This window comes from Rhizobium altiplani (genome assembly GCF_001542405.1).
GTDB classification, from domain to species: domain Bacteria; phylum Pseudomonadota; class Alphaproteobacteria; order Rhizobiales; family Rhizobiaceae; genus Rhizobium; species Rhizobium altiplani.
This window is the reverse complement of sequence record NZ_LNCD01000010.1, coordinates 1-16,709: the sequence shown is the minus strand read 5'-3', so window position 1 is coordinate 16,709 and position 16,709 is coordinate 1. Positions and strand designations below refer to the sequence as shown.

14 protein-coding genes and 3 pseudogenes are annotated in these 16,709 nt (G+C 54.0%); 10 read left to right on the top strand and 7 right to left on the bottom strand.

What is annotated here, in order from left to right; genetic code table 11:
* Positions 1-1,095 precede the first annotated feature (1,095 nt).
* The 3 genes and pseudogenes from AS026_RS02105 to AS026_RS02095 all read left to right on the top strand — a co-directional run.
* A complete protein-coding gene (locus AS026_RS02105; protein ID WP_007538815.1) occupies positions 1,096-2,880 on the top strand; it encodes a virulence VirE3 protein (VirA/G regulated protein) in 1,785 nt (594 codons plus the stop codon).
* 324 nt (positions 2,881-3,204) lie between these two features.
* On the top strand, positions 3,205-4,785 hold the full coding sequence (locus tag AS026_RS02100) for a hypothetical protein (protein ID WP_007538814.1): 1,581 nt from the start codon (positions 3,205-3,207) through the stop codon (positions 4,783-4,785).
* A gap of 100 nt (positions 4,786-4,885) precedes the next feature.
* A pseudogene (locus AS026_RS02095) lies at positions 4,886-5,038 on the top strand (transposase); the annotation flags it as partial.
* 130 nt (positions 5,039-5,168) lie between these two features.
* Here AS026_RS02095 and AS026_RS02090 read toward each other — a convergent pair.
* Entirely contained in the window at positions 5,169-5,531 is a 363-nt protein-coding gene (locus AS026_RS02090; protein WP_028749557.1) for a hypothetical protein, read from the bottom strand.
* A 332-nt stretch (positions 5,532-5,863) separates the two neighbouring features.
* On the opposite strand from AS026_RS02090, the gene AS026_RS02085 reads away from it, so the two are divergent.
* Positions 5,864-7,375 carry a hypothetical protein gene (locus AS026_RS02085; protein WP_007538805.1) on the top strand — a complete coding sequence of 504 codons (1,512 nt, stop codon included), beginning with the start codon at positions 5,864-5,866 and terminating at the stop codon, positions 7,373-7,375.
* Positions 7,376-7,564: 189 nt separating this feature from the next.
* Here AS026_RS02085 and AS026_RS42610 read toward each other — a convergent pair.
* A pseudogene (locus AS026_RS42610) lies at positions 7,565-8,008 on the bottom strand (integrase core domain-containing protein); the annotation flags it as partial.
* Between the two features lie 57 nt (positions 8,009-8,065).
* On the opposite strand from AS026_RS42610, the pseudogene AS026_RS39045 reads away from it, so the two are divergent.
* The 5 genes and pseudogenes from AS026_RS39045 to AS026_RS42905 form a co-directional block, all read left to right on the top strand.
* A pseudogene (locus AS026_RS39045) lies at positions 8,066-8,206 on the top strand (IS66 family transposase); the annotation flags it as partial.
* 160 nt (positions 8,207-8,366) lie between these two features.
* The gene (locus AS026_RS43930) at positions 8,367-8,690 is read left to right on the top strand and encodes a transposase (protein ID WP_040679024.1); all 324 of its coding nucleotides are present in this window, start codon (positions 8,367-8,369) and stop codon (positions 8,688-8,690) included.
* Complete coding sequence (gene tnpB / locus AS026_RS02070) at positions 8,687-9,031, top strand: IS66 family insertion sequence element accessory protein TnpB (RefSeq protein WP_028749556.1); 345 nt, start codon at positions 8,687-8,689, stop codon at positions 9,029-9,031. Before AS026_RS43930 ends, tnpB (AS026_RS02070) begins: the two co-directional genes overlap by 4 nt.
* Positions 9,032-9,104: 73 nt before the next feature.
* Positions 9,105-10,700, top strand: coding sequence for an IS66 family transposase (gene tnpC, locus AS026_RS02065; protein WP_007538801.1), 1,596 nt, complete (start codon positions 9,105-9,107; stop codon positions 10,698-10,700).
* Between the two features lie 24 nt (positions 10,701-10,724).
* Positions 10,725-11,165 carry a transposase gene (locus AS026_RS42905; RefSeq protein WP_235777211.1) on the top strand — a complete coding sequence of 147 codons (441 nt, stop codon included), beginning with the start codon at positions 10,725-10,727 and terminating at the stop codon, positions 11,163-11,165.
* Between the two features lie 569 nt (positions 11,166-11,734).
* On the opposite strand, the gene AS026_RS02060 is transcribed toward AS026_RS42905, so the two are convergent.
* A complete protein-coding gene (locus tag AS026_RS02060) occupies positions 11,735-12,370 on the bottom strand; it encodes a RolB family protein (RefSeq protein ID WP_007538800.1) in 636 nt (211 codons plus the stop codon).
* 925 nt (positions 12,371-13,295) lie between these two features.
* Between AS026_RS02060 and AS026_RS02055 the strand changes: the two genes are divergently transcribed.
* Positions 13,296-13,556, top strand: coding sequence for a transposase (locus AS026_RS02055; RefSeq protein WP_425349749.1), 261 nt, complete (start codon positions 13,296-13,298; stop codon positions 13,554-13,556).
* A gap of 65 nt (positions 13,557-13,621) precedes the next feature.
* Here the strand turns inward: AS026_RS02055 and AS026_RS02050 are convergent, their stop codons facing one another.
* The 4 genes from AS026_RS02050 to tnpA are packed head-to-tail and all read right to left on the bottom strand — an operon-like array spanning position 13,622 to position 16,628.
* Complete coding sequence (locus AS026_RS02050; protein WP_062368490.1) at positions 13,622-14,185, bottom strand: UPF0149 family protein; 564 nt, start codon at positions 14,183-14,185, stop codon at positions 13,622-13,624.
* Positions 14,182-15,756 (bottom strand): IS66 family transposase, encoded by a 1,575-nt coding sequence (gene tnpC, locus AS026_RS02045; RefSeq protein ID WP_028749712.1) that lies wholly within the window; start codon positions 15,754-15,756, stop codon positions 14,182-14,184. The genes AS026_RS02050 and tnpC (AS026_RS02045) overlap by 4 nt, the downstream gene beginning before the upstream one ends.
* Positions 15,757-15,804: 48 nt before the next feature.
* Entirely contained in the window at positions 15,805-16,161 is a 357-nt protein-coding gene (tnpB, locus tag AS026_RS02040; RefSeq protein WP_028749713.1) for an IS66 family insertion sequence element accessory protein TnpB, read from the bottom strand.
* Positions 16,158-16,628: an IS66-like element accessory protein TnpA gene (gene tnpA / locus AS026_RS02035; protein ID WP_062368489.1), complete on the bottom strand. Its 471-nt coding sequence runs from the start codon at positions 16,626-16,628 to the stop codon at positions 16,158-16,160. The genes tnpB (AS026_RS02040) and tnpA overlap by 4 nt, the downstream gene beginning before the upstream one ends.
* Positions 16,629-16,709 lie beyond the last annotated feature (81 nt).

The window sequence follows — 16,709 nt, the reverse complement described above, 5'->3', positions numbered from 1 at the left end:
GGGCGGGTGTGGACTGACGGACATAAACGACGGCCTTGCGCTTCAACAGCGATGCGGGAAGATCAACGGTCGTCATCGCTGCCCTCCAGAACCGTTATTCCGCCCGCCTGCAGGATCAATTGCGCGAGGCGCATAATCATTGCTTGTCGCTCCGCGGCGTTCATCCGCGTCACCTCGGGCGTTTCCAACGTCAATGCTGAGCTGGCAGGGTCTTTTTACGATGGCGGGGTGCTGTCTCGCTTTCATCACATGCCTCCTCGATAACTGTTGTGTCATCCGAAAAGACTTGCCTAAGTCCGTGATCCTTGAGTACCCGATCGAGGTCCGTCAGCGCTTGCAACGATACCTGCGGCTCTCCCAATGTCATCGAGGCACAGGTCGCGCGGTCGAGCATCCACCGTTCCACAGCGGTCGTTACTCCGGGTTCATGCTCGACAACTACGACTTCCGATCCGCTGCGCTGCTCGCCGTAGTAGCGTCGGACATGCCGACCATAAAACGCATGCCAGCGGTAATGGATCTCGACTTCTTCTCCGATATGGGCAGAATGTCCAGTAGATGACGATCACAAGGAAGAACAGTCCATTCACCGGCAGCGAGGGCGGTGGACGCAATTGGGCGACGCTGGCCACGCTTCTTACTTTGCTCTCATTTTGCAGTCTTGCTCGATCTGTACGCTATATCGGTCCGAGATCCTGTCGCGAATTTCGGTGGGCAAGTCGAAGACCGCGCAGGCTTGTCCGGGCGTCCAAGTTGCGGGGATTTCGACCGGAAAGAAGAGTGGCTGGCGCTAGAGCAGGTCCTACGACACTCAAATGTGGGTAATTGCAAGGTTCACCGAACGGATACATTACGGGCTCGGGCGGGACGAAAGATCGATGCTCTATGGGACGCCGTAGGCGCATTGATGCTCACTACAAACGAAACACAATATTTATTTATCCTTCTGCCACTATGCTAGGATGCGTGTGTTGCTAGGCTGAATCCGTTACGATCAGAACATGTGAATGGTTGTTAAGCCAACATATGGGCTTAGTCCACCTAAGCCTCCGAGCTTAATGCATGAGCGCGCGCTCTGATGAAAGGGGTCCCTAAATGGTTAGCATAAATAAGAAAAAGGCGCTGGGATTTAATACCGCCAACAAGCGTCGCTCCGCTAAACGGGAGGCTGATCATCTCCTTGAAGCACGACTTGCTGAAGTTGAGGCAGGGAAAAAACGCGCAAATTTTGACAATTTCGAAAAGCAGAGAAAATATGCAGGCGATATTCAGATCGTCAAAAAGCTTGGCAACAAATTTCGAGGTGAAATTAGCTACGAACCTCTTAGAAATAAGAGACTGCGCGTTGATAATCCAGGAGAATTGACTCGCGAAAACGGACTCTTTAGTAAGACTAAAAAGATCCTAACCCTTGGCGCGGGGGAGGAAAACAAATTTCACGTAAGTCTCCTCGAGAGAAAAACTTGGCGAGGCTTGAGCCGCCTCTCATATACTGAGGATGGGACACTCCTCGCTAAGCACGTGAAATATCGAGACGGGACCCTCGAGGAAAAATGGGAGAGGGATGAGAAAGGCGCATTAATGCGCACGCGGTATGTAAATCGCGGCTGGTTGTCCAAGGCGGTCTCCGAAGAAATGAGTGATCCTTATCGAAGGGGGCTGGAGGAAAAAATATATCGCAAATTATTCCGTCGGAAAGGTTCAAGACACGAGACGTATGAGCGAGAAGACAATGGCAATCTAAACCTTGTCGACAGCAAAGTCTCAGGCTTTGCCTTCTCCAGACGCTCGACGAAAGCGGTGAATCATGAGACGTCGCAAACCCAAGTTCGAAAATTGGGCGGCGCGTTTAGCAAATCGTACAGATCACGTCTCGATAAGGACGGTAACGAGATAGCTCGAGATATACTAGAGCACCGAAGGCTGCTAAACAAACGCTCTGCGGTCTATGATGATGTTTCAGGAAAATTGAAAAGTAAAAAACATACCGTTGGGAGGATATTTAAGAGTGAAGCCATCTATCAGCAAGGCGATGTGAAACAGGTTACCAAAAAAATTCTTGGCGTGACAGTTCTCAGGAAGACGACGTTGTTGAATGAACGCGAGCGTGATGCTCGAACATTGCGTGCGGAAGAATCCGCTTTCCACAAACGGCTTTGGCAGGAGCACTCAGTACCCGCCCAGTCATCTCTGCAGAAACGCGCCGCAATACCTTCAGTACGCTTCGACGGCGGTGATAGCATCTGGCCTTCAAAGCAGCGCTCTCTTGAGACGGCGGTCCCCAGTCAACCCGTCAGAACGGGTGAGACAGTCTCGCGCAATGCAGGAGTTCAACCTAAGCAAGATCTAGAATCGCTGTTTGGATTATCGGACGACCAGCTTCTGTCGCAGTCGACATCGTTGAACAAGCATTTATCAAATCCAGAACCAGGTATGTCGGGCCTTCCGGAAAGCCCACAAGGCCCCAGCCCGCTGCTTGGGCCGTCGCCAAGGGAAGGGGATTCCGGACGTAGCCTCGGGGGCGGCGTCCTCGAAGATCAGATGGCAAAACAGCGGTCGCTAGAGAGTCAAGGGGAGGTGGCAGTGCAGGCATCTGACGGGGCGACACGCCCTGTCGGAGATAATCTGATGAATGGTTCGTCAGAAGAGTTCGCCCCGATTTCCTCGATCAAGAGGGACAATTTTCGACCTGGCAAACCAATTCGACGCGTGGGTATCGTTCACAAGGCGATCCCGGTGTCGTCGGAGGCGACGGAGGCGACGGAGGAACGGAGGATGTCCATACTCGCGTCAATCACTCATCCAGGCACTCGAAATGAAATTTATTCTTCGAGACCGGATGATAGAAATCGTAGCGCCGGGAGATCGTCTTCTCTTTAAACCTAAGACCGTCGCCTAGCGAACCTGCAAGTTGATCCGGTTCGCTTCAGATGTAACGCAATCAGACCCTAGCAACTCCCCGGTGGTATCGTTCTCTTATCAGGACAGCGAACGACATCAGCGAATCCAAAAGCGCATTCGCTCGCGGCTCAGAGAGGTTGGTTTTTTAGATCTGCTAGGTCCGTAGCTGAAAATATCGCTGTTAAGTAGAACAGGCTGCGCTTCAATGCGACAACGCTTCATCATAGAGCGACGCAGGTTTCGTTCAATGTGATCGCTGGCGACGAAGTTTGCAACTTCGGAAAGTGAGAAGGACCACGCGCTATGGCCAATCGCACAAGAGAAGTTTCGGCGGTCAGATATCTAACGGATATCATGCGAAGCCGAACTCCAGCCTATGTTCCAGACGGCAGCATTGGAAATGAAATAGAGTGGCCGCGACCCGTCCCCGGCCGGTCCTTGAAGGACGCCCTTGAAGTTCGAATAGACCGGCTTCTAAGTGGAACTATTCCTGACAAGCCTGCATATAATAAACAACGGCTTTATGCGTTGAATGCAATACATCGAGCTAATATTGGCGAGATGACGCCGAACCCGGATGCTCACGAACTCCATCGAGTCATTGATAAGATCTATGCAAGCCGCCCCCAGCTACCAGTAGCTGTTTCCCCTTACGTTGCTGCTGCACTTTATGAGAAACTGCAGCAGTACGCCAAGAACAAAGAAGGCGACCCGCGAGAATTCCCACACATTGAGATTCTGGGTCACAGACGCGATGAACTGCAGCTTCATGAATTCGATGAAAACTTTTCGAGCGGTGCGCCCCGAAATCCAGCTCTACAGAAGGCCACTCTGAGAGAGCTCAATGCTCTGTTGGACGAGATCGCGCCGGACGGCGCTTTTTTCAATGGTCTGCGTCAGGCGGTAATAGATGAGGTTTGGGAAGGTGGTGAAATCTTGTCACGCTGGGCTAAGCGGGAGACGGAAATTGCGGAAACGAGGGTCAAAACCCGCGAAATAGGCTTCATCCCGAACTCCTATCACTATGGCAAAGAAAGGGTGATCCGAGCCCTCGAAGATAAAATCGTTCCTTGGAGAGCGGAGCTACTGCCTCAACAAAGGCTAGCTCCAGAAACTACTGTAGACATCGCAAACCTAATACAGCGGCATTGCGACCTAACCTGGCAGCGTGGCGGCAATCGTTTTTTCTTGCCCAAGCAACTGCCAAAAGGAATTAGGGACTCAATACGTCGAACGACTCCGCACCGAGTGCGTACCAACAGTGTTGCTAAGGAGATGGCAACGCGTGTTCTTGACGCCATGGACGCGATCGTGGGCCCCCGTCGCGGAAACTTCGCGAGCCGCGCGTGGTTCCTCAAAACGGCGTCGGAACACAGGCAATACTGGCTGGAGCCGAACAGTACGGCAGCAGATGACCCGACCCTTTATTCGTTGCTCCGCAGTTATTCGCGCGTCTTGCAATCAAGGAGCTTGGAGATGGAAAGGCTTGTGCGAACCATAGAGGGTTACCACCAAGCTTGGCAGGGTCGTCTGCGCGAACTGCCAGAGAATCATCATCCAAAGAGACCAAGAGTACCCGTACGGTCGGCCAAGCTCGATTTAGAACATTCCCAAGTGATGCTAGAGCTTGCCAAGGCAGCCAATATGCCTGGTCAACAGAAACTAAAACTGCCGCATCGCAATGAGTCAGAGGAGGTGGCGCCGGCCGGAAATCTGGCACGCTCCATATCAACAAAAAGAAAAGCACCAATCCACTCGCAAGAGACGTCCGGTTCGTCTAGCCACAACGTCAAGGGAGAGATTGAAATAGACAAATTGCCTAATGCGAGAAAGCGGCCACACGAACTGGAAGAACGTAAGAGGGACAACTCGATCAGCCGCTGAGACGAGATCGGTAACTTCTTCGGGGCAACTGGCCACTGACCTTGCCCCCAAGTTTTATCCAGTTTTGAGTTCGCTCCGGCGGTTTCGAAAGGACCAGAGAATGAAGCGCACACGTTTCACGGACGAACAGATTATCGGCATTCTGAAGGAGCACGAGGCCGGCACGCCGGTCTCGGAGCTTTGCCGCAAGCACGGCGTCAGCGATGCCAGCATCTATAAATGGAAGGCCAAGCTCGGCGGCATGGACGTAGCCATGGAGATTTGTAATCTTGATCACATAACGGGCAACGTAGGCGAGAAATATCTGGTGGACCACAAGACGTCCGCAAGTGCAGTGGCCGGAAGAGAGCGATAGTCACCTGTCCCATTGCTCCACGCCATTGTTACAGATGCAATGGTTTATTTCCGTTTCCTATTGCATACGAATTTTTTGCCTTTATTTTGTTAGCAAATGCGGTCAGCCCAAGACAGCAGTAGTTTGCTGGAGCGTCCGCCACCTCATATGTGAAGAGATCGGCGATCAACTGAGGAACGTTGCCATCGTGGCTGATGAAGCTACTTCTCCGACTATGCTCACTTCTCTCAAAGATGAAGCTCATCCGGGGCCTCCAACAGTACGCAGCAACAGGAAACACCGTCTGCAACAGAAAGTCTTCGATTGAATCGAACTGGCCTGCACGTGACCAAAAAGTAACGGGCATCGCCGGGAGCAGCATGATGGCTGGTGCGAGGATGGAAAGCGTCATCCCGAGGGTTTGACTGCCAGAGATACACAATCCCGATCACCTAAAGTAAAGCAGAAAGGGGCTTTTGTGGCTCTTAGACATCCATCCGCAGTCCATCTCGCAACTGATGCCCAGAATAAGCGAGCAAGCAAAGGCTTGGGAGCGAGCACTATTGATGCAACCGCAAGCAGTGGCATTCCCCCAGTGATAGAATACGTCCCCGCCAGGGCTACGAGGAAGTTCGAGAAAAAACTCAGCGCGATAAGAGGTTTAATGCCAGACCTGAAGATCGAGTGAGATGGCACTTTAATTGCGCAGGATCCGAGGGCAGCAATCATCAGGAAGGAAGTACAATGGACGATCAAGATGCGGAAATGTCAGAAGCCCAAAAGCGTCCCAAACGTGAGCGGCCCGTGGACGATCTGCCGACGCAGAAGGTCGGAAGTTCGAATAACAGCCGCGAGTCACAAGAGTTGGACAAAATCACTAGGAAGTTGGCTGCTCTGAACGGCCTAAGCGAGATCGGACCATCAACCACAAGAATGTCGCTAGAGGTTGCGATCCCGCGAAGTGGTCATGAAAATCAGGTCGAATACTACCCTTGGGAATATGCCAAGGAAAAATTCGGGGGCGAAATCAACCTGAATAGATTCACCAAAGTTCTAAGCGACGAAACAGGCCGAACCCAACCTCTTCCTCGTGCCTATGACACCATCCCGGTCACTCCCGGGATCTCTTTTGAGAACCAGTTGAAAGAGCGGGAAAAGACGTGGGCAACGTGGAGGAGAGACATCGATGGACTGCCATCCAAGCCGTCGAACGGGAAAGATAATTGGCGTAAACTCAAGCGGGACGATCCGGCAGCGTGGCGTGTAACGCCATCGGGATTGAGGCGGGCCGCGTATCAATGGAATAATCCCGAGAAGGCGGGCGAACAATTACCTGAATATATAATTAAATTCAGTAGCCGCAATGAAAGAGGATATCGGAGAATCGGTTTGTGGCGGGACGATCCCTTGGTCGTCCGGCAGCAGACCTACGACCTAGCTGAAACGTTTGGGCCGGAGAACGTCCTAATCAAAAATGAATACAATGAATTCGACTCCATCAGCAACATAAACAAAAGAGGTGAACACGAGGCTGAGCGGCGCTCTCAGCGGCTGGTAGGAAATGAAATTCGCTACAATCCCGACTTACCTCCCGTGGTTGTACAACACGGCGATCATCTAGTATCTATCAATGACATACGTGATAAGAACCTTCAACAGGCAATGCCTGTGCTGCAAAGGCTGGAAGAGGAGCTCAATTACCGTCCTGAAAAGCTTCGCATAGGCATGTCGAGCCGGGAAGGCGATTCTTTCCACAATCCCAAACTACTGAAGGAACTGGACACCGAACTTTTTTCGCAGATTTGTAAGGATTACAACCTGCCTGCAGATAAGCTTGCTAAAAACGGCAAGTTTCTGGAGCATGGCCTGACCTGGGTACAAATTGAAAATGGAGTGTTCCGGGATGGAGCCTCAATTATGAAGGAGCTCTCGCGAGAGGGAAAAAAAATAACAGATGTGTATGACAAAACGCAAATTTTTACGCATCATCATACGGTAGATGGCAAAATTAAGAGTAGCGCGAAAATGTTGTATGCCTCCCTCAGAGACGATGACGGCATTTCGCGCGAAGTCGCCCAGATCATCGGCGTCGAGGCGAGAGAGAAACAAGCAGTCCGCAGGCAGGAGGTAACTCTCAATGCACAAAAAGCGCTTGATCGGCTCGATGGGTACAATAGCTCCGATGATGAAAGGTTAAGCCCACGGAAAGCTTTGGTACAGCAGCGGCAAGGACAACAATCGAGCTATGGGTTGTAAAGAAATCGAGCGGGTCTGCGGCCTGTTCTTAACATTTCAGCTAGAGTTAGATGCTGTGAAGGTGAATCAAACGTGATGTGACGAGGGCGACCGAAGTTGATTCAGGAGGTTGATGATGGCACGAGCACTGAGGGACGATCTTTGATCACGTGTATTGAAAAGCGTCTGCTGGTGACCTTGCCCCAAGTTTTATCCAGTTTTGAGTTCGCTCCGGCGGTTTTGGGTTGTTGTATTCGCGGCGGTAGCGGCGTGTTGCGGTGCGGAGCCATTCCGGCTGCGCAGCACTGCATCACGTCGCGGGTTGATTGTCTGAGCGAACTCGGCAGGTGTCAGCCATCCAAGGCCTGAGTGTGGTCGATGATCATTTTAATCGCTGCGCCAGTTTGAAAGCGCTGATCGAGCGTGGGTCAGTGACGAGAAGAGAGTTTCATTCAGGAACTCGTCTCGCAGCCGCCCATTGAGCTTTCGATGAAGGCATTCTGGATCGGCTTGCCCGGCGCGATGTAGTGCCAGTCCACCCTGGCCCGATCCGTCCACTGCAGTCGCGTTGCTGGTGAACTCGCTGCCATTGTCGCTGGCGATCATCTTCGGCTTGCCACGCCCCCCGATGATCCGGGCCAGCTCACGAGCGACCGCAGACCGGACAGTGAGTAGGCGGGGTCAAATCTTCACTTCGCTTGACAGGCGCGTCATCTCGCCGGATTCAGCGGCATCCTGCAGGTAGACGGCTACTCGGCCTATACCAATCTTGCCAAGACGCGTGCCAAAGCCGGCAGCAATGAAACGATCCAACTCGCAGGGTGCTGGGCGCATCGTAAGCGCGTAGGCTACCCCACGTATCTTTCAAACTGGTGATCGGCGATTTTCTGTAAGCGGTGCATTGACCCCGTCTGGCGATAGCAAGGCATCGCGCTTATTCATGTGAGCTCAGGGAATGAGCTTGGTATGAATTGCGATGTCTGAAGCTATGTCCGAACATAGAACGTTCCATATGATCGAAGCCGTTGCGGGTCGCCTGGAGGGCGCGCCGCGAGAGGTTCGACGCTGGTCAGATGAGTTCAAGGCTCAGGCGGTAACCGAAAGCATGGAGCCGGGTGCGAGCGTTTCGGCGGTGGCAAGGCGCATAGGGATCGACCCCTCGCAGCTGTTCACATGGCGGCGCAATGCCCGACTGAAAGCGGAGGCTGTTGTTGATACGGCTCGGGGCGAAACCTCTACCGCGGACATCATGATCGGAGACGCAGTGATCCGCGTGAATGTCGGGCTCGACGAGCCCCATCTCGTCAGGCTGATCCGCGCGGTGCGGTCTGCATGATCCCCGCTGGTGCGAAGGTCTTTTTGGCCAGTCATCCCGTCGATTTCCGCAAAGGTCCAGATAGCCTTTTGGCGCTGGTGCGTGATGCTGGAAGCGATCCCTTCAATGGCTCGCTCTACGTTTTCCGCGCCAAAAGAGCAGACAGAATAAAGATCGCCTGGTGGGATGGCTCAGGCGTCTGCCTGTATTCGAAGCGGCTCGAAAAAAATCAGTTCGTCTGGCCGAAAATCGGGCCGTCCCGCGTGCAGCTCAATCACGCGCAACTGATGGCGCTGGTTGATGGGATGGACTGGAAGCGCGTGCGCACGGTTGCCGTAAAGCGGCCTGAATTTGTTGGGTAAAGCCCTGCGGCAGAGTGAATCAGGCGGCCGAAACTGAGGGAAAATCTCGCCGAAACATGCTCTACATAAGGGCATGACACCAGCCGATCTCGAGCTTCCTGATGACGTTGATGTGCTGAGAGCCATGATCATGGCGATGGCGGCAAAGGCTGCGCGCGTCGATGTTCTGGAAGACGAAGTTGCTGATCTGAAGGCCCGCAATGCCGACGCGGACGAACAGATCGCCAAGTTGAAGCTAATCCTTAAAGCCTTCAATCGATACCGCTATGGCCGCCGCTCGGAAAAGCAGGGCACGAGCATCGAGGCAGACCTGGACGAACAGGGCGCGTTTGTCTTCGAAGAAATTGACACCGGCATCGCCGCGATCGAGGCGCCGGTTTCCAAGGGCCGAAATCCAGGCGCAGCAAAGCGTGCGCCGCGCCCGCGCAAGGGCTTCCCGCCGCACCTGGAGCGGGTCCATGAGATCATCGAGCCGGACGAACTGCCCGAACACGCTGGCAAACAGAAGCTGATCGGGGAAGATACCTCCGAGCGGCTTGATGTCATTCCGCCGAAGTTCCGGGTGATCGTCACGCATCGCCCGAAGTATGCCTTCAAGAACGAAGACGGCGTCATCCAGGCCTCAGCCCCGGCGCATATAATCGAAAGCGGCATTCCGACGGAAGCGCTGCTCGCCTATATCGCGGTCTCCAAATATGGCGACGGGTTGCCACTCTATCAACAGGAGGCGATCTTCCTGCGCGACCATGTCGAAGTCGACCGCGGCATCATGGCGCGGTGGATGGGGAAGCTTGGGTTCGAACTCGAGATTCTCGCGGACTACACCTTCAGCCAGATCAAAAGAGGCGAACGAATATTCGCCGACGAGACGACATTGCCGACACTTGTCCCCGGATCGGGGTCGGCAAAGACAGCGTATTTATGGGCGTACGCCCGGGACGATCGACCATTCGGCGGGAGCGCTCCGCCGATGGTGGCTTACCGTTTTGAAGACAGTCGATCCGGCGATTGTGTCGCTCGGCATCTCGAAGGCTATCGCGGCATCCTGCAGATCGACGGATACACTGCCTATAACCGTGTTGCTCGACCTGAGCGCGGCAACGACGGCGCTCTTTTGGCGGGGTGCTGGGCGCATGGTCGCCGTCGGTTTTACGAGTTGCACGCAAACGACAGTTCCAAGGTGGCAACGGCGACAATCGAAAAGATGGGCGCACTTTGGTCGATCGAGGAAAAGGTGCGTGGACAAAGCCCCGATGTTCGTGTTGCCGCCCGTCAGGAGGCTTCCGCTGCAGTCGTTGCCGCGCTCTACAAACTCTGGCAGGACACGCTGCCCCGCATCTCGGGAAAATCAAAGCTCGCCGAAGCAATTCGCTATGCCCTTCATCGGCGGGAAGCCTTCGAACAGTTCCTCCATGACGGGCGCATCGAGATAGACTCCAACATTGTTGAGCGTGCCATCCGGCCCCAGGCGATCGTTCGAAAAAATAGCCTATTCGCCGGAAATGCCGGCGGTGGAACGACTTGGGCGACACTCTCCACGCTCATCCAGTCCGCCAAGATGAACGAAGTCGATCCACTGGCGTGGCTAACGAAGACGCTTGAGCGTATCGCCGCAGGTTGGCCATCAAGCGATCTCGACGCTCTGATGCCCTGGAACTTCAAAAAGTAACGGCATCACGTCACCGCTTACGCCATGGCGCTGCAGCCTGGGGCGAACGTCTCGGCGGTCGCCCGGTCTGAAGGCTTAGATCCGTCACAGCTTTATGGATGGCGTCGCACGGCACTGGCATCGGGCGCTGTTGCGCCCCTGACTGATGGAACGGAAACGCAGAAGTTCGCGCGCGTTGAAACGAGGAGCCGCGGTGCGCCGACGAACATTGAGTGTCAATCGGCTTTAAAATTTGGCTGCCGGAACACACTCAACGCGCCGATAATCGCTATCATCATGCATGGCATGATGCATTGTATAATGCTGTCAGTAGCGCCTCCAAAGCCTCCAATCCGCCGCTCTCGATCAAAACCGGCTGATTCTGCCTTGAAATCTCGCCTCATTGGAAGGTGGGCTTTTCGTTGCGCTCACGAATCAGCGGCCGGCTTCAGCGGAATACGCATTCGGAACAAATCCGACATGTGATCAACGGCAACGGTGACAGGATATATCCTGATGTAAATGTTGCTATGGTTTTTTGGGGTGCGGCAACTTGCGCGGTTCGCGTCAAAATGAAGACGGAAGCCTCACGGCTTCCCGTGGAGGCTGATTGTCTGGGTCATGGAGGCCTCACGGCCTCCATATTCATTGTGAGCGATAGACCCAACCTCGGGTTGAGGTCCCATCATTCCCCATTGGGTTGCATATTATGATATCGGAGATAAACGGCCATGAGTTTAATTTGTGGTCAATTGGCGGATATGACAGTGTATCGTCGTTTCCTTAAAGTTGAATGTATAAAGACGAGAAAACAAACTGGAAACGTGCCTGGCTTTTATAGCAATAACGAAAAAGTACAATCACTCAAACCATTTAATAAACAGAAATAACATCCCCCGTACTAAGCTTCGTATACATTTTACGAAGAATTTTCATAAACGAAAGCATAACAAAACATAAACGTCCTTAGAAAATGCAACAGCCAGGCAATAACACCGACTAAGACACAACAAACGAACTTGCCGCGATGATGCAATTTAAGGGTCAGATGAGGATCAATTCATCCCGCGCACGTCAGTAACGGCCAGCACATCAAACTTGCCAGCAGTTCGGCGGCTCCAAAGACGCAACGGCGCCTCCTGCACCTGCCAGAAGAAATCAGTTTTCGGAATGACGAGGCACCTACGAAAGCTGTTGAAATGCACCTCGTCGCACCCAAGTGAACGGTGTGCGGCAGCAAGGTCAGAGAAACTCAACATTTCCCACGGCGGCACGTCAGTGGCCAGCAGTCTCTTTTCACCATGTTGGCCAGTAAAGCAAAATTTGTCATCAATGTAATTCAGATCTTGGGTCGCAGCAGCGCGAGTTGACCTATCGTTAACGTAGACGTACAGCGTCATGTCTTGCTGAATTATCTCATTGATGAACTTCGTTGGGTCGTTCATGCATGGCTGCTCCCGGAATTGCGCCAATAGTGTATTGAGCTCGTTGATTTCCAACCACTCATGCCAGGTTTCATTTCCATCCAAGAAAGCTGCATAGTATTGTTGCGCCGGCATAAGTTGATGCTCGATAAAATTGTCATAGGTCTCGACGGCTTGTATGGTTAACGTTCTCAATGCCTGGCAGTTGTTGATGTGTGTAAGATCGGAAAAGGCAAAGCTTGGACGGTCAAATTGTGGGAAGGACATGATGAGAGAGGCTTTGGCAACAAGGTGAGGTGATAAGAAGACGTGTAGCTGTGGTGTGCATGAAACAAGATGTTATGACGGATTTATATAGCCACAAACGTGACCTTTTGCCGACGTTTAGGTCATACTCCCTCATTGGACCACTTGATTCATCTCGTTAGGCGCCCGCCACGTGTAAGCGCTCCTTAATTAACGAAGCAACAGACCTATGCCGCATAAGAAGCAAAAGCTCATTGGACCGACTTCCTGAAGTGCTGCCCTTGTCTACAACAGCAGAAACACGCCGGCTGTGTGAAGATGCCAACCGCTGTTTGACTGGCGTTGTAAGTACTGAATTGACGATCGTGGTTTAACTCTATTATTAAAAAGTGCCACAGTTTGATCACGTGAGTTCTCTATTTTTATAATATGACATGTTTCAGTGACCCTTAGGCACGGCAAAAAACCAAGCCTCTCTGGACGACAACGATGGGAAGCTACAGTGATGGCAACGGCTGCACAGAAGCTGCCCCCGGCCGAAAGAACACATCCAAAAGATACCCTTTATTGCACCGAGCGTGGATAGTTATTTTAAGGAAAGCAGCCCTCGGGAGTTTAGGCATCATCATGATTGCATTCAAAGCCCGGGGGGACTGCTACCGCCGGCGTCATCTCCGCCGCAGGATATATGATTGTGTTGCGTTTGTTCAGGTGTGTGTGCGATTGTTCGTCGGAATGGTAATTGAGACCTGCATTCCTGAAGTGTCATGGCCTGTGCTGGTCGTGACCTCAGGCTAAATTTTTGGGGGAGGTCACCTTCTTTGGCTGCTGTTGACTTGCCGCTGGCAAGCTAGCCTACATCTATTGATCTGAACCCTTCGAACTGGACCAGATTTGGTTAGAGTTTTCCGGTGCATTTTCCAGGCTGGGAAAGGAACGGAAGACAATGAAGGCATCGCAGTTTTCGGACGCGCAGAGGGCGTTCATTCTGAAGCAGGTTGATGAAGGTGTGCCGGGCGGAGATTTGCCGGAAAGCGGGGATCAGCCAGGCGACCTATTTCAATTGGAAGAAAAAGTACCTGGAATGTTGCCGCCGGAGATGAAGAAGCTGAAGCAGCTCGCGGACGAGAATGCTCGGCTGAAGAAGATCGTCGCGGACCTAACGTTGGACCGCGAGATGCTGCAGGATATCATCCGCCGAAAGTGAGCGCAACGAATGGCCCACGGCTTTCGTGATTTGACTAAATAGGTTTCTGGCTTTCTGGCTCTCGGTCAGAACTTCTGCTTTGCCCGCTTCGGCATAAAATAGGTTCGGATATTGACGAGTGCTTCGGCGACGGCAGCAGCATCCTGGTGGGTCGCTTTCCGTTTTACCTCGCCGAGCTTGCGGATCGGCGCAATGATATCCCCAGTGACGGCATGACCTCGAAGGACAGGCTGCCAAAGCCTTGGCGCGTGTCGTGTTCCAATGAGAAAGCAGATGTCCCAATCAAATGGATCAAGGGTCTGATCATCGATCTGGGTGAACCTTGGCCGGTGGTCTTTCGGTCTCTCGGAAAGGCTTGCAGATATCCGATTATACTCTGCAACGATCGTCTGCACGGCCCGATGTTCGGTTGTTTCCATCGGCAGGTTTAGGGCATCCGGGCCGGTCAGTTCCGGGATCCATTGCCGTGGGTCGATGAACCTGGGGCCGATGATGAGGGCCGTAAGATAACCATCGAGTCTGCTCATTGACCAGATAGGCGATGGCGGACGACGTCTCCTGATAAAGGCTTCGAATGCGTCGTCATCGAGCTTCGGTCGCGGCGTCATCTCCTGGCTGTTCTGTGTCATGCCGCTTGTCGCTCCTGCTGTGTCATCGCTTCGCGTTCCGCCTTCCAGGCCCAAGGCAAAAGGCTCTCCATCTCGTTGGCTTTCACTTTGCCGGAGATGATGCGCTCCAGCACATCGGCAAGCCAGACGTCGGGGTCCACGCCGTTAAGCTTTGCCGTGTTCACGAGCGATGCCAGGACAGCGAAGGTCTTTCCACCCCGCTCGTTGCCCACGAATAATGAGTTCTTTCTCGTCAAAGCCACGGATTTCATGGAACGCTCGACGACATTGGAGTCCACCTCGATCCGGCCATCCTCTAGAAAGGCTGTCAATCCGCTCCAGTGGTTGAGCATGTAAGTGACTGCCTTGCCAAGTGCCGATTTCGACGACACCTCGTCGCTCAGTTCGGTGAGATGGACCTTCAGTTCTCTCATGATGGGAGCTGCCTCACGACGCCTGCCGCTAAGCCGGGTATCTTCATCTTCCCCTCGTAGTTTTGCTTCGATGCGATAGATTTCGGCAATCCTGGCAAGGATCGACAAGGCCTCCGAAGAGCCGGTCAGTTTGACGACGTCAACGAACTTTCGCCGTGCATGAGCGAGGCAGAAGGCCAGCCGCATGGGGGCAACGTTGCTCTTGCCGCGTCGTTTGACCATGGTTTTATAGGCTTGATATCCATCAACCTGAAGCACGCCGGCGAACGACGACAGTTGCCCCTCGATCTCGCGAGCGCTGCGGCTTTCGGCAAAAATGTAGGCCACCGCCGGCGGCGCCGGACCGTTCCATGGCCGATCGTCAACCGCTTGTGCCCATAACTGGCAGACCTTGGTTCGTTTGCGCCCCGGATCGAGGCGCGGAAGTGGCGTCTCGTCACAGAACACCCTCGGCTGCGAGCGGATGAAGGCGGTGAGTGCATCGTAGAGAAGTTCGAGCCACCAGGCGACCCGCGTGACCCATGCCCCGAGCGTACCGCGATCAATGATGACGCCGCAGGAGGCCAGCATCTGCGCCTGGCGATGCAGCGGCAAATGCCAGGCAAACTTCGAAACGGCGACATGGGCTGCAAACGCCGTGGTCACCATGCCGCCGTCCATGATGCGTGCTGGTGCGGGTGCTTGCACGATGCCACTCTCGCAAGCCCGGCATGCATAGCGTGGCCGGATCGTCCGTTTCACCCGGACTACTGCAGGCACGATGTCGAGCGCCTCGCTGACATCAGTGCCGATGCAATGAAGTTCGAACGAACAGCAGGGGCAAGTCTTGCTCGCTGGCTCGATGAGCTCGTCATAACGCGGAAGGTGTTTCGGCAAACGGCCGATATTGCGGGCTGGCGATCGCCGTGCCTGCGTTTTGTCTTCATCGACCGGCGCGACATCGTCATTGGCAGCAACGGGAATGTCGCCTAGATCGCCAAGATCGAGCATTGCCTGCGTTGGATCGATCGTCGTCATCTTCTCCGATTTCGTCCCGAAGAGCTGGCGCTCAAGGAAGGCAACGCGCGCCTTGAGATCGGCATTCTCTTCGTCGAGCGAGAGAATGATCCGGGTCAATTGCGCAGCATCCTGGGGCAAGGGATCGGGTCGAAGCGGCATGACAGACCCTACCACACGGGTCTGAATCTTCAAGCAAAACCAATAGGATCAGCCTGCTTTTGAGGGCCTCCTCACCGCGTTTCGTTTGACGCGCGTCCAGTCAATGCCGGCCAGCAAAAGCGAGAACTCCTGGGCACTCATCTGCATAGCGCCATCGCGGATCGGAGGCCAAACGAACTTGCCCGCCTCCAACCACTTCGTCGCTAGGATCATGCCTGATCCGTCCCAATAAATGCAGCGAAGCCGATCAAGACGCTTGGCGCGGAACACGAACACGTCGCCACAATAGGGATCGGCCGCAAGGGCTGACGCCACCAAAGCTACCAGGCCATTCATGCCGCGCCGGAAGTCGACGGGTTGCGTCGCAACCATGATCTTCACGCCATTTGGCGAAACTCCGATCACCGGCGCCCTCGCAACGCCGCTACCATCGCCTGCGCCAGTTCAGGCGCTACCGAGCCGATGACCGTCATGCGTGCGCCCGCAATCTCGATCTCAATTCGGCCAGCGAGAACCTCTGGGGCATTCGATGGCGAGCCTTCGTGTCGTGCGCCATCCCCAACCACTGTCACCGGCACGAACACGGCAGGCGGCAAACTAGTCTTTGCCGACCGTTGAGAGGTTAGTCCGGCTTCCCGTCGCCACACATTCAGCAAGCCGCGATTGACGCCCCAGCGCCTCGCAACAGCCGAAATGTTCACTTCAGGTTCTGCGCTCTCCGCGAGAATCCGCGCCTTCTCCTCGTCAGTCCAATTCCGCCGCTGCCGCCGACCGGTGATCACCTCGATCCGCCGATACTTTCCCTCATGCCTGGCTTCATGCATGCCTTCATCCATGACTTCAAGCATGGCATCAGCGCGATCTCCAACCATCCCGGTCCACTCCTATCAATGATAGAGCTTATCTCGAGGCCTCATTCACAAAAGAAAAGGTGGGCTGTTCGTCGCGCTCAC